Genomic DNA, 17,942 nt, shown 5'->3' on the forward strand with positions numbered 1-17,942 from the left:
GGCTGCTCGGTCGTGGCGGGTCTACTGCGGCGTGGGCTTGTCGGGGCAGGTGACCGCCGTCGTGGGGTCGCTCGCCGCGGCGTTGTTGTTCGCGGTGTCCGCCGCGTTGCAGCAGCGGGCGGCCGGTGACGCGCTGCGCTCGGCGCCCGTGGAGGCGCAGCGCCGGCGCCGGTGGCTGCCGGTGGTCGCGGTCTTCGGCCGGCTGGTCCGGGACCGTCGGTGGCTGCTCGGCTGGGCGGTCAACGTCGCCGGGTTCGGGTTGCACGCGGTCGCGCTGCACTTCGGGTCGATCACGGTGGTGCAGGCGCTGCTGCTGGCGCAGCTGATGTTCGCGCAGCTGCTGCTGCGCCGCCGGCCCGGGTGGCAGGACTGGGCCGGCACCCTGACCGTGTCCGGTGGGCTGGGGCTGCTCCTGCTCGTGCGGCGGACGGTGCCGGCGGATCCGCAACGCGTGCACGTGCCGCTCGCGGTGTTCGTCGTCGCCGCGGGCATCGTCGGGCTGCTCGGGCTCGCGCGGGTCGTGCCGCGGAGCCTCGGGTGGTTGCGTGGCGCGGTGGTCGGCGGCGCCGCCGGGATGTGTTTCAGTCTCACCGCGGTGTTCGTCGTCCTGGCCGGTGCCGACCTCGCCCGCGGCGGTGTTGCGGCGCTGGCGACGGATTGGGTGCTCGCCGGGCTCGCGGCGTCGACGGTGGCGGGCACGGTGCTGGTCCAGGACGCGTTCGCGGCCGGCCCGCTGCCGATCGTGCTGACCGCCATGTCGATCGCCGACCCGGTCAGCAGCGCCGCGATCGACCTGCTCGTGTTCGACCCGCAGACCCTGGGCGTGCTCACCCTGTCCGCGTACGCCGGCGTCGGCGTGGTGCTGACCATCGGCGTCGTGCTGCTGGTGAGCTCTCCGACGCGGAAGGCCGAAGCACGCGTCGCGGCGGCCGCGGCCCGCTGACGTCGGCGGACGCCAGCAGCTCCGTGAAGCAGTCGAGCATCGCCGTGGCCGTGCCCGACCACGGCAGGTGTTCCGCGGTGGCTCGGGCGGCGGCGCGCCGGGCCGGTGCGGGCAGCGCCAGGAGGGCCTGGACACCGTCGGCGATGCCGGTCGGGGTGCCGTCGGTCACTGCGCCGGCACCGGCCGCGGTGATGAGTTCGGCCGCCGCGCCGTCCCGGGGCACGACGACCGGGACGCCGCACGCGAGCGCCTCCAGCGTGGCGAGCCCGAACGTCTCGGCCCGCGACGGTGACAGCGCGATGTCGGCCGACGCGAGCAGCTCCGCCAGCCGGGCCCGGCCGGGGACGTGACCGGCGAACGTGATCGGCAGTCCGGCGGCGCGCCGCCGCAGCCGGGCGCGCAGCGGGCCGTCCCCGACGACCTCGAGGTGCACCGGGATGCCGCGCCGGCACAGCTCCCGGACCGCTTCCACGGCCAGCTCCGGCGACTTCTCCTTGGACAGCCGGCTCACCAGGACCAGCCGGACCTCGACCGGGTCAGCAGGGGACACGGCGTCCGCCGCGGAGGGCCGGAACACGTCGAGGTCGACGCCGAGCCGGACCCGCCGCACCTTCGCCGCCCCGAACGGCAGGAACTCCTCCGCGGAGAAGTCCGACGCCACCACGACCCGGTCGACCCGCGCGTGCAGCCGCCGGTTGAGCACGGCGGCGCCCGGCCGGGCGAGCCACCGTGACACCCGGACCCGGATCACCTCGTCGAGCCGTTCGTGCGAGAACATCACCAGCGGCACCCGATGGGCCCGGGCCCACGGCGCCAGCCAGGCGACACTGAGTTTGTCGTTGACCTCCAGGACGTCCGGCCGCCAGTCCTCCAGCACCGCCAGGACCCTGGCGGCGTCGGTCAGGACCCGGTAACCGCCCGAGCCCGGCAGCACATGGCTGCGGATGGTGACCTGCCGGCCGAGCGGCGACGTGCTGTCATCGTCGGTGGTGCCCGGCACCACCAGCAGCCGATCGTGCCCGGCGGCGACGTAGTGCCGGCCCGTCTGCGACACGCAGGTGCGCAGCCCGCCGGAGACCGGCGTGTAGAAGTTGGCCAGCTGGGCCACTCTCACCGCGGACCCGCCCCGAGCACCGCACCGTAGGTGACCGGCTGGGCGCCGCGGGCCAGCGCGGCCTCGATCGCCCGCAGCGTCACGTCGCGCAACCCCGGCCGGTGCAGGTCGTCGGGGTGCAGCGCGATGCGGACCACACCGGGCCGCCGGCTCGCCCACCCGGCACCCGCACGCACCAGCGCCGCCCCCAGCCGCTCGCCGAACCCGCCACCCGGGCGGTGTGACAGCGCGAAACCACGGTGCAACCGTCCGTCGCGAAGGTCTTTCACGCCGAAATGACTGGTGGTGTACCGGTAGCCCGCCGCGGCGAGGGCGCGCTGCGCGGCGGCGGAGGCGAGCCAGCCCGGCGGGGTGAAGCCCGCCATCCGCAGGCCGAGGGCGTCGAGCACCCGGCCGGCGTGGCCGAGCCGCTCCGCCGCCTGCCGCTCGTCCAGCGCCGCGAACTCCGCCGCGCCGCGGGCGACGGCATACCCGGCGGCCCTCCGCATCCGCCCGCCCTCCGGCCCCGCCCGGTGCGACCAGCCGTGCAGCACCAGCTCATCGCCGCGGGCCGCCCGGTCGCGCAGCAGCGCGGCGAAATCGGGATGCTCGGCGAGCCGCTCGCCGCGCCAGTGCCCGGGGATGACGAGCAGTGACACCGGGATGCCCAGGGCATCGGCGTCGGCGCACCATCGCTCGGACTCCGTCGCGCTGCCCGGCGCGACGTCGTGCACACTCACCACGAGCAGCGGGGCCCGCCGCGCGTCGGTGCTGACAGTCTTCGGCATCACGCACTACCACCCGTGTCGGAGCGTGGCGACCTGTCGAACTCGATCGACAAGCGACGCTAACACCCGCAGTGCCCCTGTCCGGTCCCGGACGACCCCGGTGGGACCCTGATCACCAACCCTGACCGGACCCTGACGAAGGGTGCCGTGGAAAGTTAAGTGAAATAGCCGTGCTGGGGTCGAATCCATCGGCAACCTACGATGTCTGCATGTTGAGAACCCGGCGGATCGCGGTGGCGCTCGCTCTGACTTTGACCGCGGCGGGTGCCGTGGTCGTGATGACCTCGACGGCGGCGGTGGCCGCCGATCTGTCCGTGAGCCAGGCCCTGGCCGCGCAGGACGGCCGGTCCGCGTCGGTCGTCGGCTACGTGGTCGGGCAGCCGACCGCCACGAGCACCGTGCTGCGGTCCGGGTTCACCGGCGACACCGCCCTGGCCCTCGCTGACACGGCGAGCGAGACCGGCACCACGCGGATGCTGTACGTGCAGATCACCGCCGCCTACCGCGCCGCCTTCGGGCTGCAGTCCAACCCGTCGCTGATGGGCCGGCGGCTCGTCGTGGCCGGGCAGCTCACGGCGTACTTCTCCCACGGTGGACTGAAGTCGCCGACCTCGATGAGTCTCGCCGGCACCACGCCGACCACGACCCCGACCACCGGCCCGACGCCGACCGGGCCCGTCGAGACGTACTACGCCGCGGCGTCCGGCAAGACCGGTCCCGCGCTGCGCTCAGCGCTGCACGGCATCATCAAGGTGCAGACGAAGATCACCTATGACCAGGTGTGGGACGCGTTGAAGGACACCGATCAGGACCCGAACAACGCCAGCAACGTCATCCTGTTGTACTCGGGCCGGTCGCAGAGCAAGACGACGAACGGCGGCGGCGCCAACGACTGGAACCGCGAGCACGTGTGGGCCAAGTCGCACGGCGACTTCGGCACCGCCACCGGGCCCGGCACCGACGTGCACCACCTGCGCCCCGAGGACGTGTCGGTGAACGCCGCGCGCGGCAACAAGGACTTCGACCTCGGCGGGTCCACGGTCAGCGAGGCACCCGGCTGCCTGACCGACAGCGACTCCTTCGAACCGCGGGCCGCCGTGAAGGGCGACGTCGCCCGCATGATCATGTACATGGCGATCCGGTACGAGGGCGACGACGGCTGGCCGGACCTGGAAATCAACAACTCCGTCAGCAACGGGTCGGCGCCCCGCATCGGCAAGCTGTCGGTCCTGCTGCAGTGGCACCAGCAGGATCCCCCGGACGCCTTCGAGAAGCGCCGCAACGAGCGGATCTACGCCGCCTGGCAGCACAACCGCAACCCGTTCATCGACCACCCGGAGTGGGCCGCGGCGATCTGGGGCTCCTGAATGCCGACCGGGGACTGGTTCGCCCAGTTCGCCGCGGGGGAGGCGCGGGGCGTCTCACCGGTGTACGAGCGGCTCGCCCTGGCGGTCAGCGACGACGGCGTGCTGCTGCGGCTGCTCGACACGGTGCCGCCGCCGAAACGGCAGCCGAACCTGCTGTTCGGCGTGGTGCGGCTGCTCGGCGGGCCGGTCCACGACCCGGCGGCGTTCCACGACTTCACCGTGGCGAACTGGACGGCGGTCGAGGCGCAGCTGCGGGTCCGGGCCACGCAGACCAACGAGGTCGGGCGCTGCGCGCTGCTGCTGCCGGTCCTGGCGCGGCTGCCGCAGCCCCTGGCCCTGCTGGAGGTCGGCGCCTCGGCCGGCCTGGGCCTGTTCCCGGACCGGTACCGCTACCGCTACGGCGGGCACACCGTCGGCAACGGCGGGCCGGTCCTCGGGTGCGACCTCACCGGGGCGCCGCCGCCCACCACGCTGCCCCGCGTGGTGTGGCGGGCCGGGCTGGACCTCAACCCGCTCGACGTGACGGATCCCGCCGACGTGGCCTGGCTGGAGGCGCTCATCTGGCCCGAACACGAGCACCGGCGGGAGCGGCTGCGGGCGGCGGCTGCGATCGCCGCGGCGGACCCACCGGTGCTCGTCCGCGGCGACCTCGTCGACGACCTGCCGGCCCTGGCCGCCCAGGCGCCGCCGGACGCGACCCTGATCGTGTTCCACACGTCGGTGCTGTACCAGGTGCCCGCACCGCGCCGGACCGCGTTCATCGACCTGGTCCGCGGCCTGCCGGGGCACTGGATCTCGGTGGAGGGGGCCGACGTGGTCCCGCACCCGGAGCTGCCGGCGCCGCCGGGCACCGAGCTGCACAACGTGCTCGCGCTGGACGGTGCACCCCTGGCCTGGACCCGTGCGCACGGGCAGGGGATGACCTGGATCGGATCGTAAGTTAGGCTGCCCTAACTCATCCGGCCGGAAGGACGTCAGTGGCGCAGCGCGGGACCGACCCATGCCGTTCGTGAACACCGGCGCCGCGACCCTGCACTACGAGGAGACCGGCACGGGCGACGCCGTCGTGCTCGTCCCCGGCACCGGCGCCGCCGGCCGGACCTGGCGGCTGCACCAGGTGCCGGCACTGGTCGCGGCCGGATACCGGGCGATCACCGTCGACAACCGGGGCGTGCCGCCCAGCGACCCGGCCGGACCCGGCCTCACCGTCGCCGACCTGGTCGCCGACACCGCCGGGCTGGTCGAGCGGCTCGCCGGCGGGCCGTGCCGGCTGGTCGGCTCCTCGATGGGCGCGCACATCGTGCAGGAGCTGCTGCTGACCAGGCCCGACCTGGCCACCCAGGCGGTGCTGATGGGCAGCCGCGGCCGGCCCGACGCGTTCTCCCGCGCACTCGCCGCCGCCGAGCGGTCGCTGCACGACGAGCACGTCCAGGTCCCGGCCGGCTACGACGCCACGATGCGCGCGCTGCGGAACCTGTCGCCGCGCACGCTGCAGGACGACCAGGCGGTGCAGGACTGGCTCGACATCTTCGAGATGTCGGCACCCGACGTCACCGACCGGGGCGTCCGGGCGCAGCTCGACGTCGACATGCGCACCGACCGGCTCGGCGCGTACCGGCGGATCAGCACCCCGACGCTGGTGCTCTCCTTCGCCGACGACCTGGTCGCGCCGGCCGCCCGCGGGCGCGAGCTCGCCGCGGCCATTCCGGGCGCCCGCTACACCGAGATCCGCGACGCCGGCCACTACGGCTACCTGGAGCAGCCCGACGCGGTCAACGCCGCGATGCTGCGGTTCTTCGCGGGGCAGGCCGCCTGAGTCAGCGGACGACCAGCTGGACCAGCAGCAGGTGGTTGGCGTGGGTCTCGACCTCGAACATGCCGGTGCGGTCGGCGCGGAACTCCACGGTCGCCGGGCGGCCCGCCTCCAGGGTGGCGCGCTGGTCGTAGCCGTGGACGTGCAGCTCGTCCGGCACGTCGGAGGTGACGGTCAGCCGGATCGTGCTGCCCTTGCCGACCTCGACCCGGCCGACCGGCGGGTCGACCTTCCCGCCGGTGATCGAGACGCTGATCGACCGGTCCTGCGCCGTCGCTCCGCCGGAGCCGTCGCGCAGCAGCAGCGCGACGACCGCACCGGCGACGAGGAGGATGGCGACGGCGACGATCCGGTAGACGGCGTCCCGGGACCGGGCGGGTGCGGCAGCGGGCGCGGAGGTTGAGGGCACGGCGGGTTCCTAACGCGAGCAGGGGCGAGGGCCCCGGTGCGCCGCACACCGAATCCCTGAGACGTCCGCCGGCCGCCGAGCCGCGAACGGGATCACAATAGCGGCCCGCCCGCGGCTCGGCGAGAGGTGACGTTGGACGCCCGTCCGCAGCTCGGCGCGGGGTGACGTGGCACGCCCGTCCACGGCGCGGCGAGGGGCCGGGTGGCCCGCCCGCGCGTCGGCGAGGGGTCAGCCGGCGCGGCCGGCCCGGCGGTAGGCGAGCACCCCGGCGACCAGACCGGCGAAACCGGCAAGCAGCCCGAGGATCGCGAGGGTGATGGTGGTGCCGTCGCTGTCCTTGCCGTCGTTCATGGCACCGGCGGCGTCCTGCCCGGCGCTCGCGTTGCCCGGTGCGCTGGTCGCGGCGCCGGGTTTGGTCAGCTTCAGCACCGGCGCCGGGTGTTCGGCCTCGGTGCCGGCGGCCGGCTCGTCGATCCAGCGGACCACCTCCCCGTCGGAGTACGTCTGCAGCGCCTTGAACACGATCTGGTCCGTGGCGGGCAGCGGGCCCAGGGACACGTCGAACTCCTGGAACTGGTGCGGCTTGATGACCGCGGCGGGGTCGGCCGTCCAGGTGATCTTCGAGACGGCCTCGGTGATCTCGCCGTCGTCGGTCTTGACCGGCGTGGCGAGCTTGCTGCTCTCGGTCACCGCGGTCCAGCCGGGCACCGGTTTGATCGACACCGACGCGATCGGCTTGTCGGTCGGGATCGCGATCTCGACCTTCACGGTGTTTGCGTCGTCCTTCTCGTTCGGCACGCGGAAGCTCACCTTCGCGTAGCCGCCCTGGGTGGCGGTGCCCGGGTTGACGGTCACGTGGGCCGCGGCGGCCCCGGGCAGGGCGAGGGCGGCAGCCGCGGCGGCGACGACGGCCGTGGCCGCGCGGGCGACAACAAGACGCATGGATGAGGTCCTTTCGGGAACTTCGGCGGCGCTGCCAACGACCAACTCAGTGACGCACAACCTAGTACATGCCAAATACCGATTTTTCATCACGTATCGCCGGGAACTTTCCGGGCCTGGGCGACGACTACCGTGCCGAACCCCCAGTCGCCGCCCGCCACTTCACCCGGAGGTCCCGCCGTGTCCGTCGACACCGACGTCTCACCCACCGCAGAGGACGAGGCCGAGAGACCGCCGCCGCCCGGCCGGTCCTGGTCGATCGTGCCGCTGCTGACCAGGCTGCACTTCTACGCCGGGATCCTGGTCGCCCCGCTGCTCGTCCTGGCCGCCGTCACCGGCCTGCTGTACGTCCTCACCCCACAGCTCGACGACATCGCCTACGACCGGCAACTGCACGTCGCCGAGGTCGGCGCGGGGCTGCCGATGCCGCTGTCGGAGCAGGTCGCCGCGGCGGTCGCGGCCCATCCGACCGGCACCCTGTCCGTCGTGCAGCCGGCATCGGCGCCCGATGCGACCACGAAGGTCGTCTTCAGCGTGCCGGAGCTGGGGGAGAAGCAGCACACGGTCTACGTCGACCCGTACACCGGCGAGATCCGCGGCCAACTGACCACCTGGTGGGGCTCAACCCCGCTGACGACCTGGCTGGACGACCTGCACCGCAACCTGCACCTCGGTGACGTCGGCCGGGCCTACTCCGAGACCGCCGCCAGCTGGCTGTGGGTCCTGGTCCTGGGCGGGCTGATCCTGTGGTGCAACCGGCAGTGGCGCCGCCGCGGGGAACGCCGCCGCTCCCGCGCCGAGGCGACCCTGCTGTATGACCTCACCGCCGCCAAGGGCGTGCGCCGCACCCGCGGCCTGCACGCCGCGACCGGCGTCTGGCTCGTCGTCGGCCTGGTGTTCCTGTCCGCGACCGGGCTGACCTGGTCGCGCTGGGCGGGGGAGAACTTCGGGCTCGCGCTGGACGGCCTGGACTCCCGCACCCCCGAGGTGAGCACCACCGTCGGCGGCGGCGGTGCGGCACCCGCCGGCCACCACGGGGAGGCGGCCGCGGCCGCCGGCGACCCGGCGCAGATCGACGCGGTGCTGCACCTCGCCCGCGACGCCGGGCTCACCGGGCCGACCGAGATCGGGCTACCGGCGCAGGAGGGCGCGGCCTGGACGGTGAGCCAGATCGACTACGTGTGGCCGGTGCACCTGGACCGCATCGCCGTCGACCCGGTCGCCGGGTCCGTCGTGGACCGGTCCGACTTCGCGGACTGGCCGGTGCTGGCGCAGCTGACGAAGCTCGGCATCCAGGCGCACATGGGCCGCCTGTTCGGACCGGTCAACCAGCTGCTCCTGGCGGCGCTCGCGATCGGGCTGCTGTGCGTGATCGGGTGGGGGTACCGGATGTGGTGGCAGCGGCGCCCGACCCGCGCGGACCGCCGCGCCGCCGCCGGCCCGCCGCCCGCCCGCGGTGCCTGGCGCCGGCTGCGGCTGCCGCTGCTCGTCGCCGGGATCGTCGTGGTCGCCGGGATCGGGTGGGCGCTGCCCGCGTTCGGCGTCACCCTGGTCGCGTTCCTGCTGCTCGACGCGGCGACCGGTGCCGTGCAGCGGACGCGGCGCAGGCGGGCGGCGCCGGTCGGCTCCTGAGCTCCGGACCGTCCCCGGACCCGCTTCGGTCCGGGGCCTGGTCCTCGCGGCCAGGCCGGTCCTAGCGGTCAGCCCTGGCCGGGGTCGGTCCTAGCGGTCAGCCTTGGCCGGGGTCGGTCCTAGCGGTCACCCCTGGCCGGGGGCGGGTGCTCGCGGTCACCCCTGGCCGGGGTCGGGTCCTAGCGGTCAGCCCTGGTCGGGGGTCCGGCGGCGCCACCAGACGGCGCCGCCGGCCAGGACCAGCACCACCGCGACGGCACCGAGAATCACCCACAGCAGCCCGCTGTCGTCACTCGAATCCCCCGTCCGGTCCGTCGCGACGGTCGGCGTGGGGGTGTCCGGGACCACCGGCGCGGCACTCGTGGCCGGCGCGGCGCTGGTCGGTGCCGCGCTGGTCGGCGCGGGTGCCGCGTTCGTGAACGTGAACTGCCCCTCGAGCGGGTGACCGTCGCCGGACACGGTCCGCCACACCACCTTGATCGCCCCGGCCGGCAGCGGCTTCACCGGCTGGGTGAGGGTCTTGTCGACCGACTTCGGCGTGCCGTCGCTGTAGGACACCCCGTCGGCCCCGGTGACCACGACGGTGCTGAACTGCTGCTTCACCATCTCGTTGAAGGTGAACACGACCGCCGTGAGCGGCGCGCTGACGGTGGCTCCGCCCGCCGGGTCGGTCTTGACCAGCTTGGCGTGCGCCCACGCGGGCTGGGCCGGCAGCAGCATCACCAGGAAGGCCGCCGCAGCGGCGGCGAGGGTCGCGCGGAGCGTCGCATGCAGTCGCATGGACCAATCCTGGACCCTGCGGCATCGCGACCGTCGCACGGGGGTACGCCGGGAACTTTCCCCGCGCGGGCGCCGACTATCCCGTGGCAAGCTCTCCCACGAGGAAAAGGATCGCTGATGTCGTTGCGCAACCATGGACCGCTGGCCGCGGCCGGCATGGTGCTGGTGCTCGCCCTGACCACCGCCTGCGGTGCCGGCGAACCGGCGGCCGGCACCGCGGCCGGCACTGCGGGCGGCACTGCGGGCGGCACTGCGGCGGCCGGCACCCCGGCGGCCGGCCCGAGCCAGCCGGCCGCGCTCGTGGTGAGGGACCCGTGGGTGAAGACGGCGAAGTCCGGCATGTCCGCCGCGTACGGCACGGTGCAGAACACGACCGGCAAGGACGTCGTGGTCGTGTCCGCGACGTCGGCGGTGTCGGCGATGATCGAGCTGCACGAGACGACCACGGTCGACGGGAAGATGGCGATGCGGCCCAAGGCCGGCGGGTTCGTCATCCCCGCCGGCGGCACCCACGAGTTCAAGCCCGGCGGTGACCACTTCATGCTGATGGACGTCACGACCGAGGTGAAGGCAGGCGATCAGGTGGCGTTCACGCTCACACTGCAGGACGGCGGCACGGTGCGGTTCACCGCGCTCGGCAAGGACTTCGCCGGCGGCAACGAGACGTATATGCCGGGTATGGGCTGACGTGGCCGACCGCACCGGGGAGCCGCTCAGCCGGCGTGCCCTGCTGGCCGGCAGCGCCCTGTCCGTGGGCGGCGCGATCGGCGGCGCCGCCGCGGTCGCTGCCGTGGCGGCCCGCGAGAGCGGCGGCGGCGCGCCCGCCGTGCCGTCGTCCACAGTGGACTACGGTGGGCAGATGGTGCCGTTCCACGGCCGGCACCAGGCGGGGATCGCCACCCCGGCCCAGGCGCACGCCGCCTTCGTCGCCCTGGACCTGGCCGCCGGGGTCGACAGGGCCGCGCTGCGCCGGCTCATGCTGCTGCTGTCCGACGACGCGGCCCGGCTCACCCAGGGACGCGCGCCGCTTGCCGACGGCCAGCCGGAGCTGGCGCAGGTGCCGGCCCGGCTCACCGTCACGTTCGGGTTCGGTCCGCGGCTGTTCGACGTCGCCGGGCTGGTCGAGCAGCGGCCGGCGACGCTGCAGCAGCTGCCGGAGTTCCCGATCGACCGGCTGCAGCAACGGTGGTGCGGCGGCGACCTGCTGCTGCAGATCTGCGCCGACGACCCGCTCACCGTCGCCCACGCCCAGCGCATGCTGGTGAAGGACAGCCGGTCGTTCGCCGCGGTGCGGTGGGTGCAGCGCGGGTTCCGCCGGAGCCGCGGCATGCAGGACGACGGGGTGACCCAGCGCAACGTCCTCGGCCAGCTGGACGGGACCGGCAACCCGGTGCCGGGCAGCGCCGTGTTCGACGGCGCGGTCTGGATCTCCACGACCGACAGCGGCCCGCAGTGGCTGCACGGCGGGACGACGGTGGTGCTGCGCCGCATCCGCGCGGAGCTGGAGTCGTGGGACGCCGCGGACACGGCCGGCAAGGAGTTCGCGGTCGGCCGCCGGCTGACCGACGGCGCCCCGCTGACCGGCCGGCACGAGCAGGACCTGCCGGACTTCGCCGCGAAGAACGCCCTCGGGCTGCCCGTCATCTCCGAGTTCTCGCACGTGGCCCGGGCCCACGTGACCGGTGACCGGCAGCGGATCTTCCGCCGCCCGTACAACTACGACGATCCGCCCGGCCCGGACGGCACCGCCGACACCGGACTGGTCTTCGCCGCGTACCAGCGCGATGTCGGCGGGCAGTTCCTGCCGATCCAGCGCAACCTCGCCGAGGCCGACCTGCTCAACGAGTGGGTCACGCCGATCGGCTCCGCGGTCTTCGCGGTCCCGCCGGGCTGCGAGGCGGGCGGCTGGATCGGCGAGGGGCTGCTGGGCTGAGCGTCAGCGGACGGCGGCCACGGCCGCGTCCGCGCCGCCGCGCCAGATCGTGCCGACCTCGGTGAAACCCGCCGCGCGTAGCGCGTCCAGGTGCCACGAGATGGGTGGCAGCCACTCCGCGGTGTGCCCGGCCGGGTAGACCTCCCGCCGCAGTGCGGCGAGGGGCCCGAGCGCCGGGTCGGTGTCGACCCGGTCCCACCAGTCCCGCCAGGACAGCACCACCCCGGCCGCGTAGCGGGCGTCGCGGTCCCGGTCGGCCCGGGCGGTGATCCGCGCGGTCAGTCCGGGCAGCGCGTCGTCGGGCATGTGATCGGCGTTGACGAAGATGCCGCCGTCGTCGAGGAGCCGGTGGATCTCGCGGTACAGCCGGCCGAGCCGCTCGGCGGGCAGCCAGTGCAGGGCCGTGGCGGTGAGCACGGCGTCGAACCCGCGCGCCGGCAGCGTTGCCGCCCAGTCCGGCCGGCGCAGGTCCGCGGTCACGATCCGGGCCCGCCCGTGCAGCGAGGCCTCGGCGATCGCGAGCAGCACCGGGTCGAGGTCCAGCAGCGTGACATCCGCCCGGGGGAACCGCTGGAGGGCCCGCAGCGTGATGGATCCGGTCCCGCCGGCGAGGTCGAGGATCCGTGGCGCGCCGGCGGCGGTCGCGTCGACGGCGTCGAGCATCGCGGCCAGCCGGTGCTCGCGGTCCGGCAGGTACGCCTCCTGCTGCCGGTCCCAGCTCTCCTGCCATGCCCGCGCGTTCGCGATGTAAGGAGTCATAGGCCATAGGGTAGTTACGTAGCGGGAGCGGGGCAAGACCGGGAAGCCGGGCCGGCCCGGGGTGATCTTGAGGTTATCGGCGCCGTCGAGGGCGATGTGCCGCGTGCCGGTCGTGTAACTCTGGATCTCGCCGGTATCGAAGTCAGCGGGGAACCTCCGGGAGCGGAACCACGAATCCGGCGGCGGATCGTGCCGATACGGCAGAGTGGAGGTGCGCATGGGCAACGGGCCGGTGGTCGGTGTGCTGTCGCCGTTCGCCGGCGGCGCCTACTACGGCACGATCCTCGCCGGGATCAGCGCCGCCGCCGCCGCGGCCGGCAGCCGGACCGTCGCGGTCCAGACCCTCGACGCCGCCGCCGACATGGCGGTCAACGGCGGCACACCGACCTTCACCGCACCCGTCGCGTGGGACCGCATCGACGGCTTCGTGGTCCTCGCCGACGCGATCACCGACGCCTACCTCGACCGGCTGCGCGCCGCCGGCAAGCCAGTGGTGCTGCTCGGGCACAACGCCAGCCGCTGCGACCTGCCGGCCGTGATCGCCGACAACGGCCCCGGGATCCGCGCCACCGTCGAGCACCTGATCGGGCACGGGCACCGCAGGATCGCCTTCACCGGATTCACCGCCGTCTCCGACGTGGCCGAGCGGCACCGCGCCTACACCGAGACCCTCCTGGCCCACGGCATCGACCCGGACCCCGCGCTGTTCCGGCCCGCGGTCGACAACCTGGAGAGCGGCGTCGCCTGGGCCACCCCGGCGGCGCTGCGGGACCTGGCCGCGACGGCGATCGTGGCGGCCACCGACCGCAACGCCATCGGGCTGCTGCGCGCCCTCGCCACGTCCGGACTGGCCTGCCCCGGTGACGTCGCGCTCACCGGCTTCGACGACGTCGAGGTCGCCGCGTACCTGACACCGGGCCTGGCCAGTGTCCGGCAGCCGCTGGAGGTGATGGCGGCCAAGGCCGTGGACCTGCTGCTGCAGGGCATCGCCGGGGTCCCGGTCGCCGCCGGGGACCGGCGGATCCCGACGGTGTTCGTCGCGCGCGGCTCGTGCGGCTGCTCCGAGGCGGCGCTGCGGCTGCCGGCGGCGGTGGCGGACGCGGGCCCGGACCGGCTCACCGAGCGCCTGGCGACGCTGCTGCCGCCCGGTGCCACGCGCACCGCCGAGCATCTCGCGGTGCTGGCGAAGGCGGCCGACGCGGTGGTCGACGTCGCGGCCGCCGCGATCGCCGGGCGCACCCCGGACCACAGCGGCGCCACGGCCGCCCTGCTGGCCCTGTTCGCCCTGCAGGCGCGGCCCGAGGGCCTGCGGATCGTCGCCCGCGCGGTGCAGGAGTTCACGCAACAGATCCCGGCGGCCGACGTGGCGACCGCCCGCCGCCTCGACGGAGAAGTGCAGGAGCTCATCCTCGCCGTCGTGCGGGTCCGCCAGGTCGCCAACTTCGGCGACCGGTGGCGGCTGCGGTCCACGATCAGCGCGCACTACGACCTGTCCATGGCGCTGCTGTACCACCGGCGGGCCGACCCGCGCGACCTCAGCTGGCTCGCGGTCACCCCCGCGAGCGCCGGTTCGCTCGGCCTGTGGGCCGGTGCCGACCGCCTGCAGGTTCCCGCCGGGTGGCGCCGGCTGCCGGGACCGGCGATCGCCGCCGGCGAGACCTCCGTGCCGGCGTTCCCACCGGCCGAACTCATCGAGGCGGCCGGCCCCGGGGAAACCGTCTTCGTGGTGCCCGCGAAGGTCAACGCCAGCGACCGCGGGCTGCTCGCCGTGGTCGGCGTCGTGGAGAGCCAGGTCGAGGACGGGCGGGAGCTGGTCAACCAGTGCGCGGCGCTGCTCACCGTCGGGCTGGACCTGCGAGAGCAGGAGAAGCGGCTGCGCCGGGCGGCGCTGTCGGACACCCTGACCGGGCTGCCCAACCGGGCCGCGCTGGTGGAGACCCTGGAGCGGGCGGTGCGCGCCACCGACCGCCGATTCGCCGTGCTGTTCCTGGACCTCGACGGCTTCAAGCAGGTCAACGACCGGCACGGGCACGCCGCCGGCGACGAGCTGCTGGTCTACGTGGCGGAGCGGATCCGCCGTTCGCTGCGGGTCGGTGACATGGCGGCCCGCTTCGGCGGCGACGAGTTCGTGGTGTTCCTCGCCGAGATCGACTCGCCGGACCGGTTGCGCCGCATCGCCGAGCGGCTACGGGCGTCGATCATGGCGCCGTACACGGTGGCCGGGGCGGTCGTGCGGGTCGGCGTCAGCATCGGCTGCATGCCGTGCGGCGACAGCGCCAGCGCCGACGAGATCCTGTCCGCCGCCGACGCCGCCATGTACCGGGAAAAGATCGGTCGCTGAATGCTGGCATGCTGGACCCGTGAGCCGCGCAGCGAACACGCCCGTGACGCCCGTGCCCATCGACACCCCGCGCGGGGCGCCGGAGGTGGTCGCCAAGCTGACGTTGGAGCGGGCCGATGTCGAGCGCCGGTTCGGGCTGTGGTTCACGGGGGTGGACCACGACCTCTCCCCGGCCGTCATGGCCCTCGGACGGCTGGCGGGCGGCACGATCATCGGATTCGCGAAGGTGGAGCTCGACCCCTCCCCGGGGGTTGAAGTGGTCCAGTTCGCCGGCCCGGTGCCGGAGCCGCGGGACGTGGTGGCGGAGCTGCTGGAGGACACCGGTCTGACGTGGGACGAGGTGACGTGGCTGCTGCCGCAGCGGGGCGAGCCGTGACCCGTCACAGCCCGTAGGTCTTGCCGATGATCTCGCGCTGGATCTCGCTGGTGCCGCCGTACACGGTGGACACGACCGTCGAGCGGACCAGGCGCTCCATGCCGTACTCGGTGGCGTAGCCGTAGCCGCCCATCATCTGCATCGCGTCCAGGGCGACCCGGCGGGCGGTCTCGGTCGCCTTGAGCTTCACCATCGACGTCTCGCGGGGCAGCACGGTGCCGGGGTCGCGGTCGACGAGCTCGGCGGTGCGGTACACGAGCAGGCGGGTGCACTCGATCTCGGTGGCGAGGTCGGCGATGCGGTGCCGCAGCACCTGGAAGCTGCCGATCGGCCGGCCGAACTGGCGGCGCTGCTTGATGTAGCCGAGGACGTCGTCGAAGGCGCGCTGGGCGGTGCCGAGCATGATGGCCGCGAGGATCAGCCGCTCGACGTTCAGTCCGGCCATGAGTTGTCTCCAGCCCTGGTCGACGGCACCGACGACCGCCTCCGCTGGCACGAAGCAGTCCGTGAAGTACAGGTCGTTGACCTCCCGCCCGCCCATCGTGTCGATGCCGCTGATCCGCAGGCCCGGGTGGTCGGCCGGGACCTGGAGCATGGTCATGCCGGCGTGCTGGCCGGGTGCGCCGGAGGTGCGGGCGACCAGCAGGATGCCTTCGGCGATGTGGGCGTTGGAGCACCAGGTCTTCTGCCCGTTGACGACGAAGCCTCCGTCGCGGGGCTCGGCCCGGCAGGCCAGGGCCGCGACGTCGGACCCGGCCTCCGGTTCGGACATCGCGATCGACCAGACGTCGCCGGCGCCGATGCCGCCGAGCACGGTCCTGCGCTGCTCGGGTGAGCCGAAGCGTTCGTAGGTCCCGGCGACGATGATCGAGGTGCTGAAGCCGCCGATCGGGAGCTGGCCGTGCGCGGTCGCCTCCAGGAACAGGCAGGAGTCGAGCATGCCTCCGCCGGCGCCGCCGTGGTCCTCCGGGATGGCGACGCTGAGCCAGCCGAGCGCGGCGACCTTGCGGTAGAGCTCGGGATCGTGGGTCTCGCGCGGGCCGGTGCCGGCCTCGCGGCGGCAGAAGTCGGCGACGGCGGAGACGAACGCGCGTTGCTCGTCGGTGAGATCCAGCATGCTGCCACTCCTCGGGATTGACAGCGACCGTAGCATATCAAATATCAAATCTGGAGCACCTGTCGTGAGGGGTTCGCCATGCCGACGGAGACCGCGAAACCACCGACGGAGACCGACGCCGTGCCGGTCGCGATCGCCGCGGCCCGGGCGGCCGCCGGCTGGTGGGCCGGGCTCGGATGGGACGGCCGCCGCCGCGCGCTGCTCGCCTGGAAACGCACCCTCGCCGGCCGCGTCGAGGAGCTCGCCGGGCAGATCCGCGCCGAGACCGGCAAGCCGCACGGCGACGCCGTCCTCGAGGTGATGCTCGCCGTCGAGCACCTCGACTGGGCCGCCCGGCACGCCCGGGGTGTCCTGCGCCGGCGGCGGGTGCCGGCCGGGCTGCTCGCCGCCAACCAGGCGGCCAGCGTCGGCTACGAGCCGCTCGGCGTGATCGGCGTGATCGGCCCGTGGAACTACCCGGTGTACACGCCGCTCGGCTCGATCTCCTACGCCCTCGCGGCCGGCAACGCGGTCGTCTTCAAGCCCAGCGAGCACACCCCCGGCGTCGGCCGGTGGCTGGCCGAGCGGTGGGCCGAGGCGGTGCCGGGCCCGGCGGTGTTCCAGGCGGTGACCGGGGACGGCGAGACCGGCGCGGCGCTGTGCCGGGCCGGCGTCGACAAGCTGGCGTTCACCGGCTCCACCGCGACCGGCCGCACGGTGATGGCCGCGTGCGCCGTCACCCTCACCCCGGTCGTGATCGAGGCCGGCGGCAAGGACGCGCTCATCGTCGCCGCCGACGCCGACCTGGACGCGGCCGCCCGGGCGGCCGCGTTCGGCGGGTTCGGCAACGCCGGGCAGACCTGCGCGGGCGTCGAGCGCGTCTACGTCGAGCGGAGCGTCTACGAGCCGTTCCTGGACCGGCTGGCCGAACTGGCCCGGGCCACCCGGCCGGGCGAGGAGCCCGACGCGCGGTATGGCCGGATGACCACACCGGCGCAGACCGCGGTCGTCGCCGCGCACATCGAGGACGCCCTGGCCAGGGGCGGCCGGGCGGTCGTCGGTGGCCCGGCCGCGGTGCGCCCGCCGTTCGTCGACCCGGTGGTCCTCGCCGAGGTGCCGGAGGACAGCCTGGCGGTGACCGCGGAGACCTTCGGCCCGACGGTGGTGGTGAACCCGGTCCGCGACCTGGACGAGGCGGTTGAGCGGGCCAACGCCTCACGCTACGGGCTGGCCGCCTCGGTCTTCACCGGCAGCCGGCGCACGGCGGCGGACCTGGCGGCCAGGCTGCGGGCCGGCGCGGTGTCGGTGAACGCCGTCCTCGGCTTCGCCGCCGCCCCGGCGCTGCCGTTCGGCGGGGTCGGCGACTCCGGGTTCGGCCGCGTCCACGGCGCGGACGGGCTGCGCGAGTTCTCCCGGCCCAAGTCGGTGACCCGGCAGCGGTTCGCGGCGCCGATCGACCTGCTGCGGCTCGACCGCCGGCCGGCCGCGCTCGCCCGCGCGACCCGGCTGTTCCGGCTCCGGCACGCGCGCGGATGACGGGCGCAACGGCACGAGCAACAGCGGCGGCACGAGCAATAGCGGCGGTAAGAGCAAGAGCAACGGCAACAGCGGCGGCACGAGCAGCAGCAACGGCTAGAGCAACGGCTAGAGCAACGGCTAGAGCAATGGCA

The 17,942-nt window shown here is 74.2% G+C and carries 17 protein-coding genes; 10 read left to right on the top strand and 7 right to left on the bottom strand.

Translation table 11 applies throughout. From position 1 onward, the window contains the following. Positions 1-49: 49 nt before the first annotated feature. Positions 50-943, top strand: coding sequence for a DMT family transporter (locus Dsi01nite_RS34780; protein WP_203850590.1), 894 nt, complete (start codon positions 50-52; stop codon positions 941-943). Here Dsi01nite_RS34780 and Dsi01nite_RS34785 read toward each other — a convergent pair. Both Dsi01nite_RS34785 and Dsi01nite_RS34790 read right to left on the bottom strand, forming a co-directional pair. Continuing rightward, complete coding sequence (locus Dsi01nite_RS34785; RefSeq protein ID WP_203850591.1) at positions 828-2,057, bottom strand: glycosyltransferase; 1,230 nt, start codon at positions 2,055-2,057, stop codon at positions 828-830. The two genes, Dsi01nite_RS34780 and Dsi01nite_RS34785, sit on opposite strands and share 116 nt — an antisense overlap. After that, entirely contained in the window at positions 2,054-2,824 is a 771-nt protein-coding gene (locus tag Dsi01nite_RS34790; RefSeq protein WP_203850592.1) for a DUF2334 domain-containing protein, read from the bottom strand. Before Dsi01nite_RS34790 ends, Dsi01nite_RS34785 begins: the two co-directional genes overlap by 4 nt. Before the next feature lie 209 nt (positions 2,825-3,033). On the opposite strand from Dsi01nite_RS34790, the gene Dsi01nite_RS34795 reads away from it, so the two are divergent. The 3 genes from Dsi01nite_RS34795 to Dsi01nite_RS34805 all read left to right on the top strand — a co-directional run bounded on the left by Dsi01nite_RS34795 (position 3,034) and on the right by Dsi01nite_RS34805 (position 6,007). Beyond that, entirely contained in the window at positions 3,034-4,191 is a 1,158-nt protein-coding gene (locus Dsi01nite_RS34795) for an endonuclease (protein ID WP_203850593.1), read from the top strand. After that, positions 4,192-5,130 (top strand): DUF2332 domain-containing protein, encoded by a 939-nt coding sequence (locus Dsi01nite_RS34800; RefSeq protein WP_203850594.1) that lies wholly within the window; start codon positions 4,192-4,194, stop codon positions 5,128-5,130. Between the two features lie 61 nt (positions 5,131-5,191). Next, positions 5,192-6,007 carry an alpha/beta fold hydrolase gene (locus Dsi01nite_RS34805; protein ID WP_203850595.1) on the top strand — a complete coding sequence of 272 codons (816 nt, stop codon included), beginning with the start codon at positions 5,192-5,194 and terminating at the stop codon, positions 6,005-6,007. Position 6,008: 1 nt separating this feature from the next. Here Dsi01nite_RS34805 and Dsi01nite_RS34810 read toward each other — a convergent pair whose 3' ends face one another. Continuing rightward, a complete protein-coding gene (locus Dsi01nite_RS34810; RefSeq protein ID WP_203850596.1) occupies positions 6,009-6,413 on the bottom strand; it encodes a cupredoxin domain-containing protein in 405 nt (134 codons plus the stop codon). A gap of 228 nt (positions 6,414-6,641) precedes the next feature. Continuing rightward, positions 6,642-7,355, bottom strand: coding sequence for a YcnI family protein (locus Dsi01nite_RS34815; RefSeq protein ID WP_203850597.1), 714 nt, complete (start codon positions 7,353-7,355; stop codon positions 6,642-6,644). Positions 7,356-7,535: 180 nt separating this feature from the next. On the opposite strand from Dsi01nite_RS34815, the gene Dsi01nite_RS34820 reads away from it, so the two are divergent. Beyond that, the gene (locus Dsi01nite_RS34820; protein WP_203850598.1) at positions 7,536-8,987 is read left to right on the top strand and encodes a PepSY-associated TM helix domain-containing protein; all 1,452 of its coding nucleotides are present in this window, start codon (positions 7,536-7,538) and stop codon (positions 8,985-8,987) included. A 186-nt stretch (positions 8,988-9,173) separates the two neighbouring features. Here Dsi01nite_RS34820 and Dsi01nite_RS34825 read toward each other — a convergent pair whose 3' ends face one another. After that, positions 9,174-9,767, bottom strand: a complete 594-nt coding sequence (locus tag Dsi01nite_RS34825) for a copper resistance CopC family protein (RefSeq protein ID WP_203850599.1) — start codon at positions 9,765-9,767, stop codon at positions 9,174-9,176. A 117-nt stretch (positions 9,768-9,884) separates the two neighbouring features. Here Dsi01nite_RS34825 and Dsi01nite_RS34830 point away from each other — a divergent pair, with 117 nt between their 5' ends. Together Dsi01nite_RS34830 and Dsi01nite_RS34835 are read left to right on the top strand one after the other, a co-directional pair. Then, positions 9,885-10,454 carry a copper chaperone PCu(A)C gene (locus tag Dsi01nite_RS34830; protein WP_203850600.1) on the top strand — a complete coding sequence of 190 codons (570 nt, stop codon included), beginning with the start codon at positions 9,885-9,887 and terminating at the stop codon, positions 10,452-10,454. 1 nt (position 10,455) lies between these two features. Further along, complete coding sequence (locus tag Dsi01nite_RS34835; RefSeq protein ID WP_203850601.1) at positions 10,456-11,700, top strand: Dyp-type peroxidase; 1,245 nt, start codon at positions 10,456-10,458, stop codon at positions 11,698-11,700. A 3-nt stretch (positions 11,701-11,703) separates the two neighbouring features. Here Dsi01nite_RS34835 and Dsi01nite_RS34840 read toward each other — a convergent pair whose 3' ends face one another. Beyond that, positions 11,704-12,459, bottom strand: a complete 756-nt coding sequence (locus Dsi01nite_RS34840; RefSeq protein WP_203850602.1) for a class I SAM-dependent methyltransferase — start codon at positions 12,457-12,459, stop codon at positions 11,704-11,706. A gap of 217 nt (positions 12,460-12,676) precedes the next feature. On the opposite strand from Dsi01nite_RS34840, the gene Dsi01nite_RS34845 reads away from it, so the two are divergent. Both Dsi01nite_RS34845 and Dsi01nite_RS34850 read left to right on the top strand, forming a co-directional pair. After that, positions 12,677-14,800, top strand: coding sequence for a substrate-binding and GGDEF domain-containing protein (locus Dsi01nite_RS34845; RefSeq protein WP_203850603.1), 2,124 nt, complete (start codon positions 12,677-12,679; stop codon positions 14,798-14,800). Between the two features lie 19 nt (positions 14,801-14,819). Beyond that, positions 14,820-15,176, top strand: a complete 357-nt coding sequence (locus Dsi01nite_RS34850; protein ID WP_203850604.1) for a hypothetical protein — start codon at positions 14,820-14,822, stop codon at positions 15,174-15,176. Between the two features lie 4 nt (positions 15,177-15,180). Here Dsi01nite_RS34850 and Dsi01nite_RS34855 read toward each other — a convergent pair whose 3' ends face one another. Continuing rightward, a complete protein-coding gene (locus tag Dsi01nite_RS34855; protein ID WP_239136393.1) occupies positions 15,181-16,293 on the bottom strand; it encodes an acyl-CoA dehydrogenase family protein in 1,113 nt (370 codons plus the stop codon). A gap of 78 nt (positions 16,294-16,371) precedes the next feature. On the opposite strand from Dsi01nite_RS34855, the gene Dsi01nite_RS34860 reads away from it, so the two are divergent. Next, positions 16,372-17,808, top strand: coding sequence for an aldehyde dehydrogenase family protein (locus Dsi01nite_RS34860; RefSeq protein ID WP_203850606.1), 1,437 nt, complete (start codon positions 16,372-16,374; stop codon positions 17,806-17,808). The last annotated feature ends 134 nt before the right edge of the window (positions 17,809-17,942 follow it).

Origin of the sequence: Dactylosporangium siamense (genome assembly GCF_016862795.1) — a bacterium.
GTDB lineage: Bacteria > Actinomycetota > Actinomycetes > Mycobacteriales > Micromonosporaceae > Dactylosporangium > Dactylosporangium siamense.